Here is a 17,217-nt window from a genome sequence, read left to right as displayed (position 1 = left end):
TTAGGTTTTCCAAAACCAGGAAGTAAACAGGGCCAATACCGTAAATATTTCCAAACGACCTAAAAGCATTGTAAACGAAAGCAAAATTTTTGATGCTTCCGGGAGCATCGAGAAATTGGATGCGGGCCCAACCAGTCCAAAACCTGGACCAATACCTCCCATGGTAGTAACAATTGAGCCGAATGATGTGGCCCAGTCACTTCCTAACGCTGTCATGCTAATAGTCCCAATTACCACAATTGCATAATAAATGATGATGAAATTGGATATGGTGGATACTTGCTGGTTCGAAAGTAGTTGGTTTTTGTATTTCACATGGATAACTGCATTGGGATGGACGATTTGCTTTAAATTCTTTTTGATGTTTTGCCAATTGATATAGTGTCGGATTACTTTAACTCCTCCGCCAGTTGAACCGGCGCAGGCACCAATTAACATGAGTGATACAATGAGTAAAATTCCCTGATTTGGCCAAAGTAAATAGTCGTCGGTTGCAAATCCGGTTGCTGTTAAAACTGATATCACCTGGAAAAAAGAATCCCGGAAGGCTTTTTCAAAGCTTATTTCTTTTGATAGGAAAAGGATCAATGTAAGAATTGCTCCGATAATTAGAATGATCTTCAAATAGAGTTTTAGTTCCGGATTTTTCACAGCTGTTTTGTATTTGCCATTCAGGGTTAAAATATGCAATGCGAAATTGATTCCTGAGAGGAGCATAAATACCATAATCACATATTGAATGTAAGGAGAGAATCCGGCGATTGAGTCATTTTTCGTTGAAAACCCACCAGTGGCAACCGTTGCAAATGAGTGGCAAACACTATCGAAAAGACTCATTCCTCCCAGTTTTAGAAAAATGGTTTCCAGAAAAGTTAGTCCGATGTATATAATCCAGACATTTCGGGCGACATACCGGATTTTGGTCGATATTTTTTCTTCTACCACAACCGACGCTTCTGAGCTAAAAAGTTGCATCCCGTTAATTCCAAGGAAAGGCATAATTGCAATAGCGAGTACAATAATTCCCATCCCACCGATCCAATGAGTTTCACTTCTCCAGAAAAGGAGGCTTTTGGGGAGTGCCTCAATGTCGTTTAAAATAGAAGACCCAGTGGTTGTGAAACCAGACATCGATTCGAAAAAAGCATCAGTGAAAGATGGAATATGGTGAGTGATTAGAAATGGAAGGCATCCAAAAAAAGCAAGAAATAACCAGCTAAAAGTTACCACAAAAAGACTGTCTCTTTTATTTGGTTCGGCGTATTTATCTTTTCGTGTTACAACGTATAAAATAGCACCGCTGCCAAGTGTTATCAATACGGCATCTAGTAGTGGTAATAATTCATTTTCATGATTAAACAAGGATACAGCAATCATTGGAATCATGAACAACCCTTCAAAAAGGATGATGATTGAAATAATGTGTAACGTGTGTGGAAGGTTGATCTTGCTCCTGTTAATGATATTCATAACAAAACATTATTCAAATTGACAAAAAGGAACTACCTGAGAAATTCAGTTCTTTCTATTTGAATGAAGGAGGAGGAAGGACAGATTTTTTTCGTAACCAAATGTGATGAGAAAGTACAAGATCTATATTGATAATTATCGACGGTGGATTTTTAGCTTCAGTCTGAAATCGATTAAAAGATTTAGTTGCAAAGACAATTGAAGTGTGCAAATCCTGATCATCTTCTTCAATTTCTAAATCCGATATTTCACTGGCAAAAATGTAATTATCCACATCTACTTCAAAAGAATTCTGATCTTCATTCTCACAAGTTTGTACCTTGCTAATAATTTGCTGCTCAGCCTGAAAAAGGGTGGCACAGCATGAGAGTAGAAATATAAATGCAAATAGCTTCAAACCCAACTAAATCTTGTTACCTCAATAATATCGACGACAAAGCTAGTGATTAATGCAATTGCTTATTCTAATAATCCTCATTTTCTAAAATTCAATTCTTATATCTTAAAAATAGATTAATATATGAATTGAATCACTAGAAGTCAACGTTGTCAGGATCAGGGCCAATACGCTTGAATTTATCAAGATTGTCGATTTTGGCAATATCATCTTCCGACAGCTCAAAATCAAAAATTTCAGCATTGCTTTTTATGCGTTCAGGGGTAACCGACTTGGGAATAGTGACTACTCCTTTTTGGATATCCCAGCGCAGAACAATTTGAACAGGAGACTTTTGATATTTTGCAGCTAAGGCTTTTAGTACTGGGATATCATTGACTTTTCCTTTCATGATCGGACTCCATGCTTCCACTTGAATTTGTTCTTTTTTGCAGAATTCCAATAATTCTGGCTGAACAAGTTCCGGGTGAAACTCGACTTGATTAACCATCGGTTTTATGCTGGCTTGTTTTTGTAAATCGGTAAGCTGATGGATGAGAAAGTTACTTACTCCAATCGCTTTAATTTTCCCTTTCAGATATAATTCTTCAAGGGCTTGCCAGGTTTCAATAGATTTTTCACCTTTTGGCCAATGAATCAAATATAAATCCAGGTAGTCGGTTTGAAGTTTCTCCAAACTTTTTTCAAAGGCTTCTAATGTGGTTTGATAGCCTTGGTCGCTATTCCAGACTTTTGAAGTAAGAAAAATATCTTCACGGGGAATTCCACTTTCTTTGATTCCTTTTCCAACTCCTCGTTCATTTTGGTAAATAGCAGCTGTGTCAATGCTGCGGTATCCGATATTCAATGCATATTTTACAGCATTTACAACCTCATCGCCTTCTCTTGACCGGAAAACACCCAAACCCAGCCATGGCATTTTAGTTCCATTGTTCAATGTTACTTTTGAATCAATCATATTTATACATTTTGTTATAATGATGTATAATATTAACAGCTATGATAAAAACTGGTTTTTTGATTCATCATATTCTGTAATTTTACATAGAATTTCTATTGAAGACTGTTTATATGAAAGTATATAAGTTTGGAGGTGCATCAGTAAGCTCTGCTTCTGCAATAAATAATGCTGCCTCAATTGTTGAAATGTATCCAGGGAAAAAAGTGATAGTTGTTTCTGCAATGGGGAAGACAACTAATGAGTTGGAAGATTTGGTAAAAAGCTATTTTAAGCGAGACCAAAAAACATCTGCTATTTTTGAAAAGATCAAGGAATACCATGAGGCAATTATTTCTTCTTTAGGTTTGGATCAGGTGGATATAACATTCGTGGAAGATCTATTTGATAGCTTACAGGAACGACTTAGTCGGACACCTTCCTTGCAGTTTGATTATGAATATGACCAGATGGTATGTTATGGGGAATTGATTTCAACAGCTATTGTTTCTAGTTTTCTGAATAAGAAAGGATTACTGAATAAATGGGTGGATATTCGTCAAAGCTTGCGTACCGATGAAACTTATCGCGAAGGTATTGTTGATTGGCAATGGTCTGAGATGCTAATTAATAATTCATTCAATTTTCAGGATGCCGATTTGTATGTGACGCAAGGTTTCATCGCATCAACCACAACAAACCAAACAACTACTTTGGGGCGGGAAGGTTCCGACTTTACTGCTGCAATTCTTGGAAATTTACTGAATGCTGAAAGCGTAACCATTTGGAAGAATGTTCCAGGGGTTTTGAATGCAGATCCCGTAGATTTTACTGATACGGAAAGACTGGAAGAGCTGTCATATAAGGAAGCAATTGAACTGGCTTATTCCGGAGCAAAAGTAATTCACCCAAAAACAATTAAGCCACTTCGGAATAAAAATATCCCTTTATTTGTTAAACCGTTTGACTTTCCTGATCAAGCGGGGACAATGATTCACAAGATAGATCATCAACTTGATCTTGTGCCGGTTTTTATTCTGAAAAAATCGCAGGCACTTGTTACAGTATCACCTGCTGATTTCTCATTCATTGGAATTGATCAGCTTTATGAAGTCTTTAATCTATTTAAGAAGCGACGGATTAAGGTGAATTTGATCCAGCAGTCTGCTATTGATTTGTCTTTGTGTATTGATGAACCCGAGGTTGGACTGGAGTCTCTGGTCTTTGAGTTAAGGAAAAAATTTGATGTGAGATATAATACGGGATTGGTATTGGCAACTATTCGTTTTTACAACGAAAGCGCGATTCAAAAGATGAAAAATGATCGCAAGGTCTTTGTCGAGCAAAAAAGTCGCCGAACCATTCGAATGGTCATTAAATGAAGGTGATTCCTTTTTCAATTCATTAGCAATAACTTTTATAATTATTTTTAATAACTTGGTCGAACTTTAAATTTTATAAACCACTTAAATCCCCAATCATGACGGTCTCAAATGGCAACCTTTACAAATTCATGACTTTTTTTGGTCTTTTAATTTTTTTCTCCTGTGTGTTGCTTCCCTATTTAAAATTGGATGATAATGAAAAAGAAATCAACGATGTTCGTAGAAACTTGGTAGTCTTAAGTCAGGAGCGTGAAGCTTTGGTGAATGATATCAAGACAATGGAGAGTTTTCAAAACGTTGATGACAGCACTTCCAGAGCAGATATAGGTTTTGTTGGGATGAAAGCATCTGAGATCAAAAAGGGAATTGACCTGAGAACAGAACAAATAAGCCTTGAGAATGAAATCCTTGAGAGTGAAATAGCAAAGCAGGAAAAAATAAAGTTGTTTATGGTTGGTTCCTTGGTCGTCAGTTTTATAATAATTGTAATTGGCTTTATTCTTTGGTATGTAAAGATACAACGTCCCATGAATAGAACGATCCGGTTAAATTTAGTAAAAGAAGTATCTGAGTCTGAAGATTAGAAATTGACTTGTTTGGAGTTAATTCGACGATTTGATTAAATAGAAAAACACCACAAAAATCAATTAACCATGAAACCGAAGAAAAAAAATAAAAGTATGCCTTATTTGCTTGGGGCATTGGTGCTTATTATAATCCTTTTGGTTGTTGGGAAGAAACAAGGTTGGTTTGGTGAGGATGCAGAAGTTAAGGTGGTTACCGAAAAGGTAGAAAGCCGGACAATTACCGAAGTGATCACAGCAAACGGTAAAGTTCAACCAGAAACTGAAGTTAAAATTAGCTCGGATGTTTCAGGTGAGATTATTGAATTGTATGTGGAAGAGGGAGACGAAGTACAAACCGGAAAATTACTGGTAGTTATTAAACCGGATATTTATATTTCTGCGCTAAATAGGGCAAAAGCATCATTGAATTCAGCAAAGGCCCGCCAGGCACAGGCGGAAGCCAGATTCATTGAGAGTGAGCTGGCATTTAAAAGAGCCAAAACTTTATATGATCAGAGCGCTATTCCGGAGTCTGATTATGAAACTTCACAAGCTGCATACAAAGTAGCTGAAGCCGAGGTTCGGGCAGCTGAATTTTCCGTTAAATCTTCGGAAGCATCAGTTACAGAGGCCAGTGAGCAGTTAGTAAAAACAAAAATATATGCTCCAATTAGTGGAACAGTTTCCCGCCTAAATGTGGAACAGGGAGAACGTGTTGTTGGAACAAATATGTATGCAGGTACCGAGATGATGGTGGTTGCCAACCTTAACAAGATGGAAGTTAAGGTTGAGGTTAACGAAAATGATATTGTGAAAGTATCTAAAGGAGATACTGCTTTGGTTGAAGTCGATGCCTATTTAAAACGAAAATTTAAAGGATTGGTAACTGAAATTGCTAATTCTGCAAATACATCTGGCGCAGCAACCGATCAGGTTACCAATTTTGATGTAAAAGTATTTTTGCTCAAAGATTCTTATGTAGATCTGATTGACAATACGAATTTGTATCCGTTCAGACCAGGCATGTCTGCGACTGTTGATATACAAACTGAGACCCGGCAAGGAGTTATTTCTGTGCCCATTCAATCGGTTACAACCCGACTACCTAAAGCCGATGAGAAAGAGGAAGAAACCACTGATCTTGAGAAGGAAGAAGTTGTATTTGTATTGCGCGATGGCTTGGCATACAAGCAAATTGTTGAAACAGGTATTCAAGACAACATGAACATTGAAATATTAGACGGGATTAATGCAGGTGATGAAATTATCACTGGGCCTTACAATGTTGTTAGTCGTTTACTGAAAGATAGCATGCAAGTTAAACAGGTAGACGAAAAAGAACTGTTTAATCCTAAAAAATAGGTGGGCTTAAAAAGGTCTTTCAAAGCTATTCCAGAAACTTTCAACGTAAGATTCATCTTCAAAATAATCTTTTCCTTTTATGGAAGAGACTTTTTGGGATAGTTCCAATATGCTAGCTTTTCTTATCGATGCAACTTCCTTATTTTCTGAGTCAAGATAGGTTTTATTACAATCAAGATATGCGAGCGCGTATTTTCCGTTTTGCTTTTTATAGGTGCTGGTAAAATGATATTTTACATTCGTTTCTGAATTTCCTTTAGTATACAAACTGCGATTCTGAGCGTTATTTTTTGAAGACTCAATTACGCATTCATTTCTTAAAATTGCATGATCAGTTTTGCTTATATAGATTTTCCCAGTCATTTTATCGGTATAATAATCACCGGTATGAGCCAAATCAAGCTTATCTGTTTTATAGGAAATAATCCATACTGAATCTCCTTCAAAAGAACTTACGCCTTCCAGCTGCAAATCATAGTCATTAATTAATTTGGTATTCAGTAGGGTATTTGCCGATCGAACAATGTCCATTTCCAATAACTCATCGAAGCCAGTTGATCCGGTATCAAAAGAATAGGCATCGAAGTTTCTTTTTGATTGAGACATTTTGAAATTACGACTGCTAAAAGCATCTACGATCGTTGGATTTTTGTAGCCATTCTCATCATACAATTCAACTACTGCCTCCCTGTTTTTCGCATCTCCTCCAGTCACTTGTTTACTTTCCGAATAGTAAATCTTTGAGCTTATTGGTCCGGCCAGATAATTTTCCGGAATTCGCTCGGCAGCAGTTTTGATAACTCTAAAAAGCACCCGAGATTGGGCTAAAATATCAACATTTTCAATATCGTATGATTGCGCCTGGAGTCGAATTAAGTTGAAGTCTTTTTTTAGTAATTCAGTAAGCAGAATGGTTTCATTTTTATATCCTACTGCAGAAATATATAGCATTTCACTTAGGAATTCATCAGGTATTTTTAACTCAAAGAATCCTTCTGCATCGCTGGCAGTTCCGTAAAATGTTCCTTCAACTCCAATATTTGTATAGGCAATTCCATCCTGACTTGTAGAGTCAACAATTCTACCTTTCAGCAACTTTGTTTGGGCAGAAACCGAAAAGCTTGTAAGCAATATTAAAAGGATGATTGTATTTCTCATGATCGATTTTTTTAGCGAAACGTTTTTGTTACTTTTATTCAACGAAAGAAATAATTAAAAATTACCATTCAAATAACATATTTAATAGGTTTGCGTTATTTTATTGAGCCGGAAAAACTCAGGTTTTTTTGCAATTAGATCGTAATTGATAACGATAACACAAATCTTACTTTACGTTTATTCTTATAACAAAGAAACAAATAAGAATGGAAACAAATTAGAAAAAAGATAAACTATGAACACAAATAAACTGATTTTAGTCTTCGCTGTTTTAGCCGTCTTGTTGTCATCATGTGTGTCAAAGAAAAAATTTCTGGACATGGAATCTTCCAAATTAAGAGCCGAGGACCGGGTTCGGGAGCTAACAACAGAGAACAAAGCTAAGGCAGACAGAATTCAGCAAATGATTGCAGATTTTGAAAAAATGAAGCAGGAATTACTGGCCAGTAATGCCGAAAAGGATCAATTGATTATTACATTGAATGGTCAGATTAATAAACTAAATTCCAATGTTGAAGAGAAGGATGCGTCGTTTGAAGAGAAGATTTACGCTTTTGAATATGAGAAAAGAAGAATTAATCAGGAGTTGGAAGATCAGCAACAGGAATTAGCAAATCTTCAGAGTAGAAATGAAGATTTATCGTCTACTGTTAACAAGTTGCAAGGAGACCTGACTGAAAAGAATTTTGATTTAAATCGTCAAAAGGAAGAAAACAGTAAGTTGATCAATCAACTTAGTAAAGGAGACCAGAAGTATGAAGAGCAAGCTAAACAGCTAGCTGCAATTAAAGCTGAAGTTCAACGGTTAAAGGTTGAGATGCAAACAAAAGATGAAACCATTGAGCGTTTGAAAAATAATGTCAGTTTGCTTAAAAAGGAGATAGGAAGCTAAAACGCTATAAATCTAACTTGAAAACCAACAATTATGAAGAAAGTATCTTACCTTTTTGTTTTGCTTTTTGCATTGGGTTTGACAACCGCTCATGCGCAGAAAAAATCACTCTTCAATGGAAAAGATCTGGATGGTTGGGAAATTCACGGAACCGAAAAGTGGTATGTTGAAGATAGTAATCTGGTTTGTGAGAGTGGACCGGATAAAGCTTACGGATATCTTTCCACGAATGATTGGTACGACGATTTTGAACTCGAGTTGGAATTCCTTCAGGAAGCTGATGGTAACTCCGGTGTATTTTTTCGATCAACATTTGAGGGAACCAAAGTTTCTGGTTGGCAGGTAGAAGTTGCACCACCAAACCATGATACCGGGGGTATTTATGAATCATATGGAAGAGGCTGGTTATACCAGATCCCTGATGATCAGGAAGGCTACTTGAAGATGGGGGAGTGGAACAAAATGAAGATTCGTGTTGAAGGAGGGCATGCTACAACCTGGCTGAATGGTCATCAAATGTGTGATTTGAATGATGATAAAATAGCCGAAGGCAAAGGAAGCATCGCTCTTCAAATTCATGATGGCGGAGGCATAAAAGTTAGATGGAGAAATATTATTGTTCGTGAACTCTAGCCCAGCGAAGGCAAATTAATCCCTTTAATTTTTCGGAAAAGATCCAAGGCATACAAATCGGTCATTCCCGAAACAAAATCAATTACGGATTGTATCTTTTCGTAAGTCGTATCATGGTCACCCCTGAATTGCATAGGCATCATGGAAAGCAGCCTTCTCGATAATCCTTCATCTGGGGAAAGGACAGCTTCCGTGAATTGTTCCAGCAAGGTGTCTATAATTTGGTAACCTGACATCTCAATTTCAATTACGGAGCGATCCCTATATATCTTTTCCAGTGAAAAATCCTTAATTACCTGCATGGCTTCCTGCGATGTTCCGGTAAGCTGGTTGATTAATGATTTTTGAAAATCACCTCTCAAAATATCAGTTTGCTTACTGTCAAATATATGAACACATTCGTGAACCAACTTATTAATAACTCCGGCTCTTAGATATGCAATCCGCTCATTCGGATCGGTAACCAACTTGAGCGTTTTATCAATCTTTTGAAGGATTGCCTGATCTGTAACCGGATCATAAAAATTCAAATATAGTTCACGCGTCTTTTCATAATCTAAAATTCGCAGCTTGTGTGCATCTTCCAAATCCATGATTTGATAGCATATATCATCGGCTGCTTCTACCAGAAAAACAAGCGGGTGTCGAATGAATTTTTTAGGATTGTCACTTAACTGTATTATACCTAGTTCATGTGCGATGTCCGAATAGGTTTCTTTTTCCGATTGAAAGAAGCCAAACTTTGATTTTTTGATCCCAACAGACTCGTATGGGTATTTCACAATGGAGGCTAAAGTTGTGTAAGTAAGGGCGAAACCACCTTCTCTTCTTCCGTGAAATTGATGGCTCAGCAAGCGAAAAGCATTCGCATTACCATCAAAGAATTCAAAATCGCTCCATTCTTCAGGTTTTAATACTAATCTAAGATTCTGACCTTTCCCTTTTTTAAAGTAATTGGAAATGGCTTCTTCACCGGCATGTCCAAACGGTGGATTTCCCATATCGTGTGCCAAACAAGCAGCCGAAACAACAGCTCCTAATTCTGGAATTAAAGGATTTTTCTCCCCAGAAGCGATTAATTTCTCGGCAAAGATATTTCCCAGCGAACGGCCAACACTGGCTACTTCCAGGCTATGCGTTAAACGGTTATGCACAAATATGCTTCCGGGTAAAGGGAATACTTGCGTTTTGTTTTGCATTCGACGAAAGGGAGATGAAAAGATAATTCGGTCGTAGTCGCGCTGAAACTGCGTGCGATTGTACAAGTCAGATTCTTTTACTGCAGGACCTGATCCTAATCGTTTGGTCGATATTAATGAATTCCAGTTCATAAAGTCTTTTATTAATACAAAGTAATAATACGTGCTTCGGTTCAAAAAATATCTACCTGATATTTTTTCAATTCTTTATTAAAGGTTTTTGTTCCAGGACAAACTTTCTCCAAAAGATCCCAAAAGCGCTTACTGTGATTTTTTTCTATTGTGTGTGCCAATTCGTGTAAAAGTACATAGTCAATTAGATGATCAGGAAGCCTCATCAAATGGATATTCAAGTTGATATTATTCACTGAAGAGCAACTTCCCCATCTGCTTTTTACATGTTTTACAAATACTTTTTCATAGGAAAAACCATATTTGCCAGCAAGTTGTGCAATCCTTTCTGGTAAATAAAATTTTGCCTCATTGCGCATCAAATTATTTAATGTTTGTCTTATAAATTGTTGAATTTCCGGTTGTTGAATGTCGTATCTTTCAGGAATGTTAATTTGAAGAATACCATTTCCAACATGATTTGTTATTCTTTTTTGATTGGTAATTACTATCTTGAGTTTGTGAAATTTTGTTTGAAAAGCAGTATCGGTTGTATACACTGTTAAACCTGCTAATATCTTTTGTTGTTGTTGTTGTATCCATTCCGTTTTTGATTTCACAAAGTGAATAACTTTACTTTCAGGAATGACTGCAGGCATGGATACCTGAGCTTGTCCTCCGGAATTTACACGGAGGCGCAAATGACGGGAACGGTTGCTTTTTTTTAATAAAACCGGTCCGACGGGCTCAATAAAAATAGTTTTTTCGGCACTCATAGATGTAAGTTGTCGACGAAGATAAACAAACCACAAAAATAAAACTATGGAACCAAAAAGCGACATTGAAGTATTTGGAACAATCACCAAAAAAGAAATGGTTTTTTCTATTGACGATAAAGTGAAGCCAGGATCGTTGGTTTTTGAGGCAATCAAACCATTCCCAGGGTATTACCATGAGACTCCTTTTAATAACACAAAACCATTATACATGTATCTTGCTTTACAGGAGCACTATCCTTTGGAAGAAATTATACGTGCTACTGAAAAAGTTGAGGGAGTATTTGATGAAAAATTTGATGCAGGTAAAGGGTTTCTGAATATAACCAGTCAAACATTTAATGTACTTAGAGTTCGGCACCTAAATAATTACGATCAGGTCGGTAGATTGCAAGAAGTGTATGAGAAACACGGTTTGAAGTTTATTAGCAAACAGAAAAAGAGCTATGAAGATGAGGCGCAGATTAAAGTGGTTAAATTTTTCAATATGCGTCCAATAGCTGAAGGAATTTATATTGATGGGAAAGAAGAATTCCATGCATATATAGAGATTCCTAAATACCATGAGTGGGGAGATTTTAATGAGCTTTCAAACCGGGTGAAATATAACTGGGATGGTAGTAGTTTTGATGCAGCGGAAGGGTCCTTTTTTCATAAGGGTAAAATGCATGAAGTTGTCCGGATATATTCAAACAAGATTGATTTAGATTACCTGAAAGGATTACGGAAACTGTATTTTGAAAAGATGAAATAGGGTTTTAAAATATAACTTTAACTGGTGTGCTTGGTTAGTATTTTTGCTGATCAGGCATTTTTATATCTGAATCATCTAAAAAATATCTAATCACCATACTTTATCTGTTATTTTTGCGTTTTTCCATAACGAACAAATTTGGTTACTTTTACTGCTTTAATCAGCAATTATCCATGAAGCGTACCTTTTTAGCTGTTGTTGGCATTTCATTTATCATCATCCTATTGGCGGGTTGTTCTGCGCAAAAGCATTATCGTTTAGGAACTGTGTCTTACGAAATTGGCGAGTACTATCGTGCTACTGAGAAATTCAGGAAAGCCTACCGAAAAGACAAAGATTTAAACCGAAAGATGCAGATGGCTTACCAACTTGGTGATGCATATTATAAAATTGGCGAATACGCAAAGGCTGCAATATGGTATAAAAATGCAATTCGTCGGGGCTATCCAAATCGGGAAGCTTTGTTGTATTATGCTGATTGCCTTCGTGCAACCAAAAAATTTGAGGAAGCGGTTGAATCTTATCAACTCTATTTAGATTCAGTTCCTGATGATGTTCGGGCAATCAATGGGAGGGATGCCTGTCTTTATATTCAGGATTGGGAAGAAAATCCAACCCGATATGTTGTAAACACCGTTCGTGAGCTAAATTCAAAACATAGTGACTATGCCCCGGTTTTTGTGGGTGGCAGAGATAATGAGATACTAATGACTTCTGCAAGAGAAGAGGTTACCGGGAATCGGGAAAGTTCCATTACCGGAGAATTTTCTGCGGATATATTTCGGTCTGAATTTCAGGTTCAAAGACAAAAGTGGGGAGAACCCAAATTGATTGATGAGACTGGGATGATTAATACTGAGGACGAAGATGGAGCCGTGGCTTTGTCGGGAAATGGAGATCAAATGATTTTTACTCGGGCGAGATACGACAAATTTAATAATCTGGGCGCTGAACTTTATTCCGCAAAAATGTCCAGGGGAAATTGGTCAGAGCCGATTAAAATTGAGATTGTTGGTGATAGCCTCATTGCTGCCCATCCGGCGCTATCTCCTAATGGCGATGTGCTGTATTTTGTTTCGGATCGTCCTGGTGGCTTTGGCGGAAAGGATATTTGGATGGCAACTAAAGATGGTGGTTCATTCTCTAATCCAGTTAATCTGGGTAATAAAATTAACACTCCTGGCAACGAAGTATTTCCAGCGATACGTTCCAATGGAGAGCTTTACTTTTCGTCAGATTATCATATGGGGATGGGTGGTTTGGACATCTTTAAAGCGGTTAAGGATGATAGTGGCGAATGGAAGGTAGAAAACATGAAAGCTCCTATGAATTCATCCGGGGATGATTTTGCAATTACTTTCATTGAGGGCGAAGAGGAGCGAGGTATGTTTTCCTCGAATAGGAAAGGTTCCAGAAGTGATGATATTTACTCCTTTTACTTGCCTCCAAAAGTATATCGTGTTTCGGGTGAGATTTACAATAAAGAAACGAATCAGCGATTGGACGGTGCACGCATCCGAATTATTGGAACGGATGGGACTAACTTGAAAATGCGTGCGGAGGATGGAAAATTTCAATTGAAGCTAAATCCTGAAACTGAGTATATTTTTGCAGGTTTCAAAGATGGATTTTTGAATGATAAGAAACGGGAAACAACAATTGGACTTGAGGATAGTAAAGATTTTAGAGTAGATTTATTTTTGACTCCAACGGATGCGCCGATCCGGGTTGATAATATAAATTACGAATTTGGAAGCTGGGAACTTTTACCGGAATCGGTTAATGCGCTGGATAGTTTAGTGGCTATTTTGGAGTTAAATCCGACTATTACAATCGAGTTGATGTCTCATACCGACCACGTTGGTTCTGATCAGTTTAATTTTGATCTATCCCAAAAGAGAGCTCAATCGGTTGTCGACTATTTAATTGAAAAAGGAATTAATCCAGATCGACTAGTTGCGAAAGGTTATGGAGAAACCTGGCCGAAGAAAATAACAAGAACAATGGCTAAAAATTACGATTTCCTAAATCGTAACGACGAGCTAACAGAAGAGTTTATTAACGGACTAACTCCAGAGCAACAGGAAGCTGCAATGGCCATTAATCGTCGAACGGAATTCAGGGTGCTTTCAACTGATTTTCATGAAACATTTGCACCTGAAGCTGAACAATAAAAAAGCGCTAATCTCACAAGTTGATTAACGCCAATTATATTATTCAAGGCCCTTAGCAAATAAGGACTGGATTTTGTTTTAGAATATGTTAATTCTTCTTTTTACGAGTAAAGAAATAAACACCAGCAGCAACTACAACAACACCAGCAATAACCAATATCGTAGTAGTCGATCCACTTCCTTCACTTTGCTCAGCTTCGTAAAAAACCGGGTCCATATCGTCAATAGACAGGGTGTCGTCCATTGCTAAAACATCTTCATCCTGGGCAGCAACAGGAGAAATGCTTCCCATTGCAATAAAACCAAGAACAGCAAAAATCATCAATAACTTTTTCATCTTCTTTATTTTTAATTAGTATCTAATAGTATTCAAATATTCCCTGTATTTATCTACAATTTCAGGGTGCGTTTCCTGGTACGTCTCTGCCAAAGCTTCAATGGCTGGTCTGTACCTCGGATTTATTTTTAAGGCTGATTTTAACAAATCCCTGGCCTTATTCGGGTTCTCCGGGAAATATATTTTTGCAAGCTCAACATATGCGCTAAAGTATTTTTTATTGACTACAATAAGCTTTTCAAAGTAGTCTTTGGCAAATTGAACATTTCCATTCTCAAATTCAATTGTTCCAGCTAATTTAAGGGCTGGTTCATATGTCGGATTTACTTGTAACGCTTGCACAACAACTCGAAGCGCCTCTTCTTTTTCTCTTTGCAAATATAAACATTTTGCCAGTCGATAATACAAATGCCCATCGTTGTGGTAAAAAGTTAAAGCGTCTTTATAATGCTCACTGGCAGAAAGATATTCTTCGTTGATGAAGTCTCTAAAACCAAGATATCCTTCTTTTGATTTTCTTTTAACTACAGCACAAACCGGCACACCATCTACATCAATTTGCTGAATAGTTCCCTCAGGAGGGAATGTTTTATCTTTTAAAAGTTGAGGATTGATATAGCTGTTGGCAAATATGGCATAGTCCCAATTTTTGTCTTGACGCGTTAAATAGGGAACATAGCTATACTGAATATTGGGTTTGTTTTTAAAATAGGCTGATGCTGGAAAGTTTCCGGCAACCTTGATTGGTTTGCGAATTTTATTTTCATCCAGATAATTAACAAGCCATTCTGCTCCACTTCTCATCGTGTGGTAATAATAATCCGTTTCATAGTGTGTGTACGCACCTTTTAAGCCACCCACCAGTTGGTTGTAATACAAGTAATAATAAGGGTGAGATTTTACCATAAAGCTGACTGGATTAATCATCATTAAGGCTAGTAGAATCGAAAAGGCGATCCCTAAAGTTCGCCTTTTTGTTCGTTTAAAAACTTCATTTAATCCGATTGCTGAAAGAATAATTATTCCTGGGTAAATAAACAAAAGGTGCCTCCATCCTCCATACAGATTCGCCTTTAGAGTTATTACATATATTGGAGGAAATAGAACGGAAAATAGCAACAGAGTATATGTAACCCGATGCTCTTTTTTAACGATTTTTTTGATAAATAATATGAAAAAGAGAATACCTAGAAACACGATAAGAGGGATGGTGATTAGCATATACTTTGGTAAGTAATGCCAAGGGTGAAAATCTGACCAAATAAATTCACCTTCAAAAATTTGTCTTAAGGTTGTTGGGAAATGGGTCATTACCTGGTACGAACGCCAGGGATTAATGATGGGATTTTGTAATGCATAAGGCCACAACAGAAGGCCTAACAAATAACCCATGAATGAGATGACCAAAAGACGGGTCAGCAATTTTTGTGCATACCTCCATTCAAAATTTCGTTTTTCGTAGTAATTGAAAAACATGAACAGTAGTCCGGCTAATAAGAGATAAAACACTAATAAGATTCCTCCTGCCCTGATACTAACAGAAAAGGCAATACTCGCAATCAAAATTGAAATCGAAAGAGATGATTGTGGCTTAAACTTGGCATAGGTTAGCTTAAGTGTATAAAACACTCCGGCAATGTAAGCCAGGGCAAAAGGAATATCTTTTAAATTATTTTGCAAATGTCCTAAGAATCGGGGGGAGATCGCAAACAGAACTAAGACCAGTATACCTGCACGAAATCCTTTTAGCCAGCTTGCAAAAAGGGCTGTAACAAAAATAGCAAGCCAGCCGAGGAAACTGCTAAATAGATGACGAAAACCGTAAATGTCTTCAATGCCAAACCAATGTATAAGGATGGTGGCGATGTTATCAGGGGACTGCCCATAATACTGTAAATGTGTTTTGGGCGTGTGGAGTGCATCCTGATCTTTTCCGAGGGTAGCAAAATAATCGAATACTTTTTCAGAATGAATGTAGTGAACTTCTTCATCACCTGAAATACCAGCATCACGACTGATAAACAATAAGCCTATCAGCATGGCAACTGCCAATCCGTAAAACAATATTTTCAGGTTTTTATCACTCATCCAGTTTATTCTTTTTCGTATATTTTTTTGATGAAATAAAGTGGTCTGTTTTGTGATTCTTTATAAATGCGATAAACGTATTCGCCAACTACTCCAAGGAAAATCAATTGGATTGACCCCAGAAAGTAAATGCTCAATACGGTAGATGACCATCCAATAATGGCGAATCCGAATGCTTTTGCTACTAAGACATAGATCCCAGCGATCATAAATACAATTGTACCTATTAGTCCAAGTGTCATACAAATTCGGATGGGTAGTTTTGAAAAGGAAAAGATGGCATCTGTTGCCAAAATAAAAAGTTTTCCAAAACTCATTTTGGGCTCACCCTGCAAACGATCTTCTCTTACATATTCAACATATCCATGATTGAATCCTATAAAGCTTCGCAAGCCTGGCAAATATCGTATTCGTTCTTTTAACGAAATCAGCGCATTCACCGCTTCACGATTCATCATTGAGAAATTTCCGGCATCTTCCAGATCTTTAACATTTGCCATTTTTTTGAAAATAGCATGGAAAATGTTGGTGTATAAATTGCGGGTGGCATTTCCTTTTCTGGCTGTTCTTTTACCGCTGATAATATCGTAACCTTCCTCTGTAAGCTTTTGGTACATGGATGCTAATAGTTCAGGAGGATCTTGTAGGTCACCATCCATCATGGCAACATAATCTCCTTTTGCATATTCAAGTCCGGCAGTAAATGCAGCCTGGTGTCCAAAGTTTTTTGAAAGTGCCAATATTTTTATGCGATTATCCGTTTCCTGATAGCTAATTAGTTTTTGCAAACTTTTATCTGTGCTGCCATCATCAACAAGAATAATTTCAAAACTGCTGGCAAATTTTTCAAGAGCCTTAGTTGCACGAGGAACCAGCTCATCTAGAAGCTGTTCTTCATTGAAAATAGGAATTACCAGTGACACCATTTTATTTCATTTTAGCATATTGAAGCACTTCTAAAAGTGATAAGGAGGGAGG

Annotated in this window: 16 protein-coding genes; 7 read left to right on the top strand and 9 right to left on the bottom strand. The window is 37.1% G+C overall.

Annotation, left to right across the window (positions count from 1 at the left end; translation table 11 throughout):
* The 3 genes from ACUNWD_RS11445 to ACUNWD_RS11435 all read right to left on the bottom strand — a co-directional run bounded on the left by ACUNWD_RS11445 (window position 1) and on the right by ACUNWD_RS11435 (window position 2,825).
* A complete protein-coding gene (locus ACUNWD_RS11445; protein ID WP_445587941.1) occupies window positions 1–1,470 on the bottom strand; it encodes a TrkH family potassium uptake protein in 1,470 nt (489 codons plus the stop codon).
* Between the two features lie 55 nt (window positions 1,471–1,525).
* Window positions 1,526–1,867: a hypothetical protein gene (locus ACUNWD_RS11440; RefSeq protein ID WP_445587940.1), complete on the bottom strand. Its 342-nt coding sequence runs from the start codon at window positions 1,865–1,867 to the stop codon at window positions 1,526–1,528.
* Window positions 1,868–2,003: 136 nt separating this feature from the next.
* Window positions 2,004–2,825 (bottom strand): aldo/keto reductase, encoded by an 822-nt coding sequence (locus ACUNWD_RS11435; protein WP_445587939.1) that lies wholly within the window; start codon window positions 2,823–2,825, stop codon window positions 2,004–2,006.
* Window positions 2,826–2,938: 113 nt separating this feature from the next.
* Here ACUNWD_RS11435 and ACUNWD_RS11430 point away from each other — a divergent pair, with 113 nt between their 5' ends.
* The 3 genes from ACUNWD_RS11430 to ACUNWD_RS11420 all read left to right on the top strand — a co-directional run bounded on the left by ACUNWD_RS11430 (window position 2,939) and on the right by ACUNWD_RS11420 (window position 6,117).
* Window positions 2,939–4,186 carry an aspartate kinase gene (locus ACUNWD_RS11430; protein WP_445587938.1) on the top strand — a complete coding sequence of 416 codons (1,248 nt, stop codon included), beginning with the start codon at window positions 2,939–2,941 and terminating at the stop codon, window positions 4,184–4,186.
* Between the two features lie 98 nt (window positions 4,187–4,284).
* The gene (locus ACUNWD_RS11425; protein ID WP_445587937.1) at window positions 4,285–4,773 is read left to right on the top strand and encodes a hypothetical protein; all 489 of its coding nucleotides are present in this window, start codon (window positions 4,285–4,287) and stop codon (window positions 4,771–4,773) included.
* Window positions 4,774–4,842: 69 nt separating this feature from the next.
* Complete coding sequence (locus ACUNWD_RS11420) at window positions 4,843–6,117, top strand: efflux RND transporter periplasmic adaptor subunit (protein ID WP_445587936.1); 1,275 nt, start codon at window positions 4,843–4,845, stop codon at window positions 6,115–6,117.
* 6 nt (window positions 6,118–6,123) lie between these two features.
* Here ACUNWD_RS11420 and ACUNWD_RS11415 read toward each other — a convergent pair whose 3' ends face one another.
* Window positions 6,124–7,275, bottom strand: a complete 1,152-nt coding sequence (locus ACUNWD_RS11415; RefSeq protein WP_445587935.1) for a carboxypeptidase-like regulatory domain-containing protein — start codon at window positions 7,273–7,275, stop codon at window positions 6,124–6,126.
* Window positions 7,276–7,510: 235 nt separating this feature from the next.
* On the opposite strand from ACUNWD_RS11415, the gene ACUNWD_RS11410 reads away from it, so the two are divergent.
* Both ACUNWD_RS11410 and ACUNWD_RS11405 read left to right on the top strand, forming a co-directional pair.
* On the top strand, window positions 7,511–8,167 hold the full coding sequence (locus ACUNWD_RS11410; RefSeq protein WP_445587934.1) for a hypothetical protein: 657 nt from the start codon (window positions 7,511–7,513) through the stop codon (window positions 8,165–8,167).
* Between the two features lie 33 nt (window positions 8,168–8,200).
* Complete coding sequence (locus tag ACUNWD_RS11405) at window positions 8,201–8,800, top strand: 3-keto-disaccharide hydrolase (protein WP_445587933.1); 600 nt, start codon at window positions 8,201–8,203, stop codon at window positions 8,798–8,800.
* Here the strand turns inward: ACUNWD_RS11405 and ACUNWD_RS11400 are convergent.
* Window positions 8,797–10,131: a deoxyguanosinetriphosphate triphosphohydrolase gene (locus ACUNWD_RS11400; protein ID WP_445587932.1), complete on the bottom strand. Its 1,335-nt coding sequence runs from the start codon at window positions 10,129–10,131 to the stop codon at window positions 8,797–8,799. The genes ACUNWD_RS11405 and ACUNWD_RS11400 overlap by 4 nt on opposite strands.
* Before the next feature lie 41 nt (window positions 10,132–10,172).
* On the bottom strand, window positions 10,173–10,886 hold the full coding sequence (locus ACUNWD_RS11395; protein ID WP_445587931.1) for a M48 family metallopeptidase: 714 nt from the start codon (window positions 10,884–10,886) through the stop codon (window positions 10,173–10,175).
* Window positions 10,887–10,932: 46 nt separating this feature from the next.
* Here ACUNWD_RS11395 and ACUNWD_RS11390 point away from each other — a divergent pair, with 46 nt between their 5' ends.
* Together ACUNWD_RS11390 and porE are read left to right on the top strand one after the other, a co-directional pair.
* Entirely contained in the window at window positions 10,933–11,640 is a 708-nt protein-coding gene (locus tag ACUNWD_RS11390) for a hypothetical protein (protein WP_445587930.1), read from the top strand.
* Between the two features lie 173 nt (window positions 11,641–11,813).
* Window positions 11,814–13,814, top strand: a complete 2,001-nt coding sequence (porE, locus tag ACUNWD_RS11385) for a PorE family type IX secretion system protein (protein WP_445587929.1) — start codon at window positions 11,814–11,816, stop codon at window positions 13,812–13,814.
* Window positions 13,815–13,902: 88 nt separating this feature from the next.
* Here porE and ACUNWD_RS11380 read toward each other — a convergent pair whose 3' ends face one another.
* Genes ACUNWD_RS11380 through ACUNWD_RS11370 form a run of 3 tightly spaced genes read right to left on the bottom strand, consistent with a single transcriptional unit; the run spans window position 13,903 to window position 17,165 of the window.
* Window positions 13,903–14,151 carry an LPXTG cell wall anchor domain-containing protein gene (locus tag ACUNWD_RS11380; protein ID WP_445587928.1) on the bottom strand — a complete coding sequence of 83 codons (249 nt, stop codon included), beginning with the start codon at window positions 14,149–14,151 and terminating at the stop codon, window positions 13,903–13,905.
* Between the two features lie 15 nt (window positions 14,152–14,166).
* Complete coding sequence (locus tag ACUNWD_RS11375; protein WP_445587927.1) at window positions 14,167–16,239, bottom strand: hypothetical protein; 2,073 nt, start codon at window positions 16,237–16,239, stop codon at window positions 14,167–14,169.
* A gap of 5 nt (window positions 16,240–16,244) precedes the next feature.
* Window positions 16,245–17,165: a glycosyltransferase family 2 protein gene (locus tag ACUNWD_RS11370; protein ID WP_445587926.1), complete on the bottom strand. Its 921-nt coding sequence runs from the start codon at window positions 17,163–17,165 to the stop codon at window positions 16,245–16,247.
* Between the last annotated feature and the right edge of the window lie 52 nt (window positions 17,166–17,217).

This window comes from Sunxiuqinia sp. A32, assembly GCF_052690465.1.
The sequence above is the reverse complement of the archived record's forward strand: the minus strand, read 5'-3'. Positions and strand labels throughout refer to the sequence as shown.

Coding starts and splice junctions, on each gene's coding strand:
- ACUNWD_RS11445 (WP_445587941.1), bottom strand. CDS start 1,470: ATGAATATCATTAACAGGAGCAAGATCAACCTTCCACACACGTTACAC.
- ACUNWD_RS11425 (WP_445587937.1), top strand. CDS start 4,285: ATGACGGTCTCAAATGGCAACCTTTACAAATTCATGACTTTTTTTGGT.
- ACUNWD_RS11420 (WP_445587936.1), top strand. CDS start 4,843: ATGAAACCGAAGAAAAAAAATAAAAGTATGCCTTATTTGCTTGGGGCA.
- ACUNWD_RS11390 (WP_445587930.1), top strand. CDS start 10,933: ATGGAACCAAAAAGCGACATTGAAGTATTTGGAACAATCACCAAAAAA.
- ACUNWD_RS11395 (WP_445587931.1), bottom strand. CDS start 10,886: ATGAGTGCCGAAAAAACTATTTTTATTGAGCCCGTCGGACCGGTTTTA.
- ACUNWD_RS11400 (WP_445587932.1), bottom strand. CDS start 10,131: ATGAACTGGAATTCATTAATATCGACCAAACGATTAGGATCAGGTCCT.
- ACUNWD_RS11410 (WP_445587934.1), top strand. CDS start 7,511: ATGAACACAAATAAACTGATTTTAGTCTTCGCTGTTTTAGCCGTCTTG.
- ACUNWD_RS11435 (WP_445587939.1), bottom strand. CDS start 2,825: ATGATTGATTCAAAAGTAACATTGAACAATGGAACTAAAATGCCATGG.
- ACUNWD_RS11405 (WP_445587933.1), top strand. CDS start 8,201: ATGAAGAAAGTATCTTACCTTTTTGTTTTGCTTTTTGCATTGGGTTTG.
- ACUNWD_RS11370 (WP_445587926.1), bottom strand. CDS start 17,165: ATGGTGTCACTGGTAATTCCTATTTTCAATGAAGAACAGCTTCTAGAT.
- ACUNWD_RS11430 (WP_445587938.1), top strand. CDS start 2,939: ATGAAAGTATATAAGTTTGGAGGTGCATCAGTAAGCTCTGCTTCTGCA.
- ACUNWD_RS11380 (WP_445587928.1), bottom strand. CDS start 14,151: ATGAAAAAGTTATTGATGATTTTTGCTGTTCTTGGTTTTATTGCAATG.
- ACUNWD_RS11375 (WP_445587927.1), bottom strand. CDS start 16,239: ATGAGTGATAAAAACCTGAAAATATTGTTTTACGGATTGGCAGTTGCC.
- porE (WP_445587929.1), top strand. CDS start 11,814: ATGAAGCGTACCTTTTTAGCTGTTGTTGGCATTTCATTTATCATCATC.
- ACUNWD_RS11415 (WP_445587935.1), bottom strand. CDS start 7,275: ATGAGAAATACAATCATCCTTTTAATATTGCTTACAAGCTTTTCGGTT.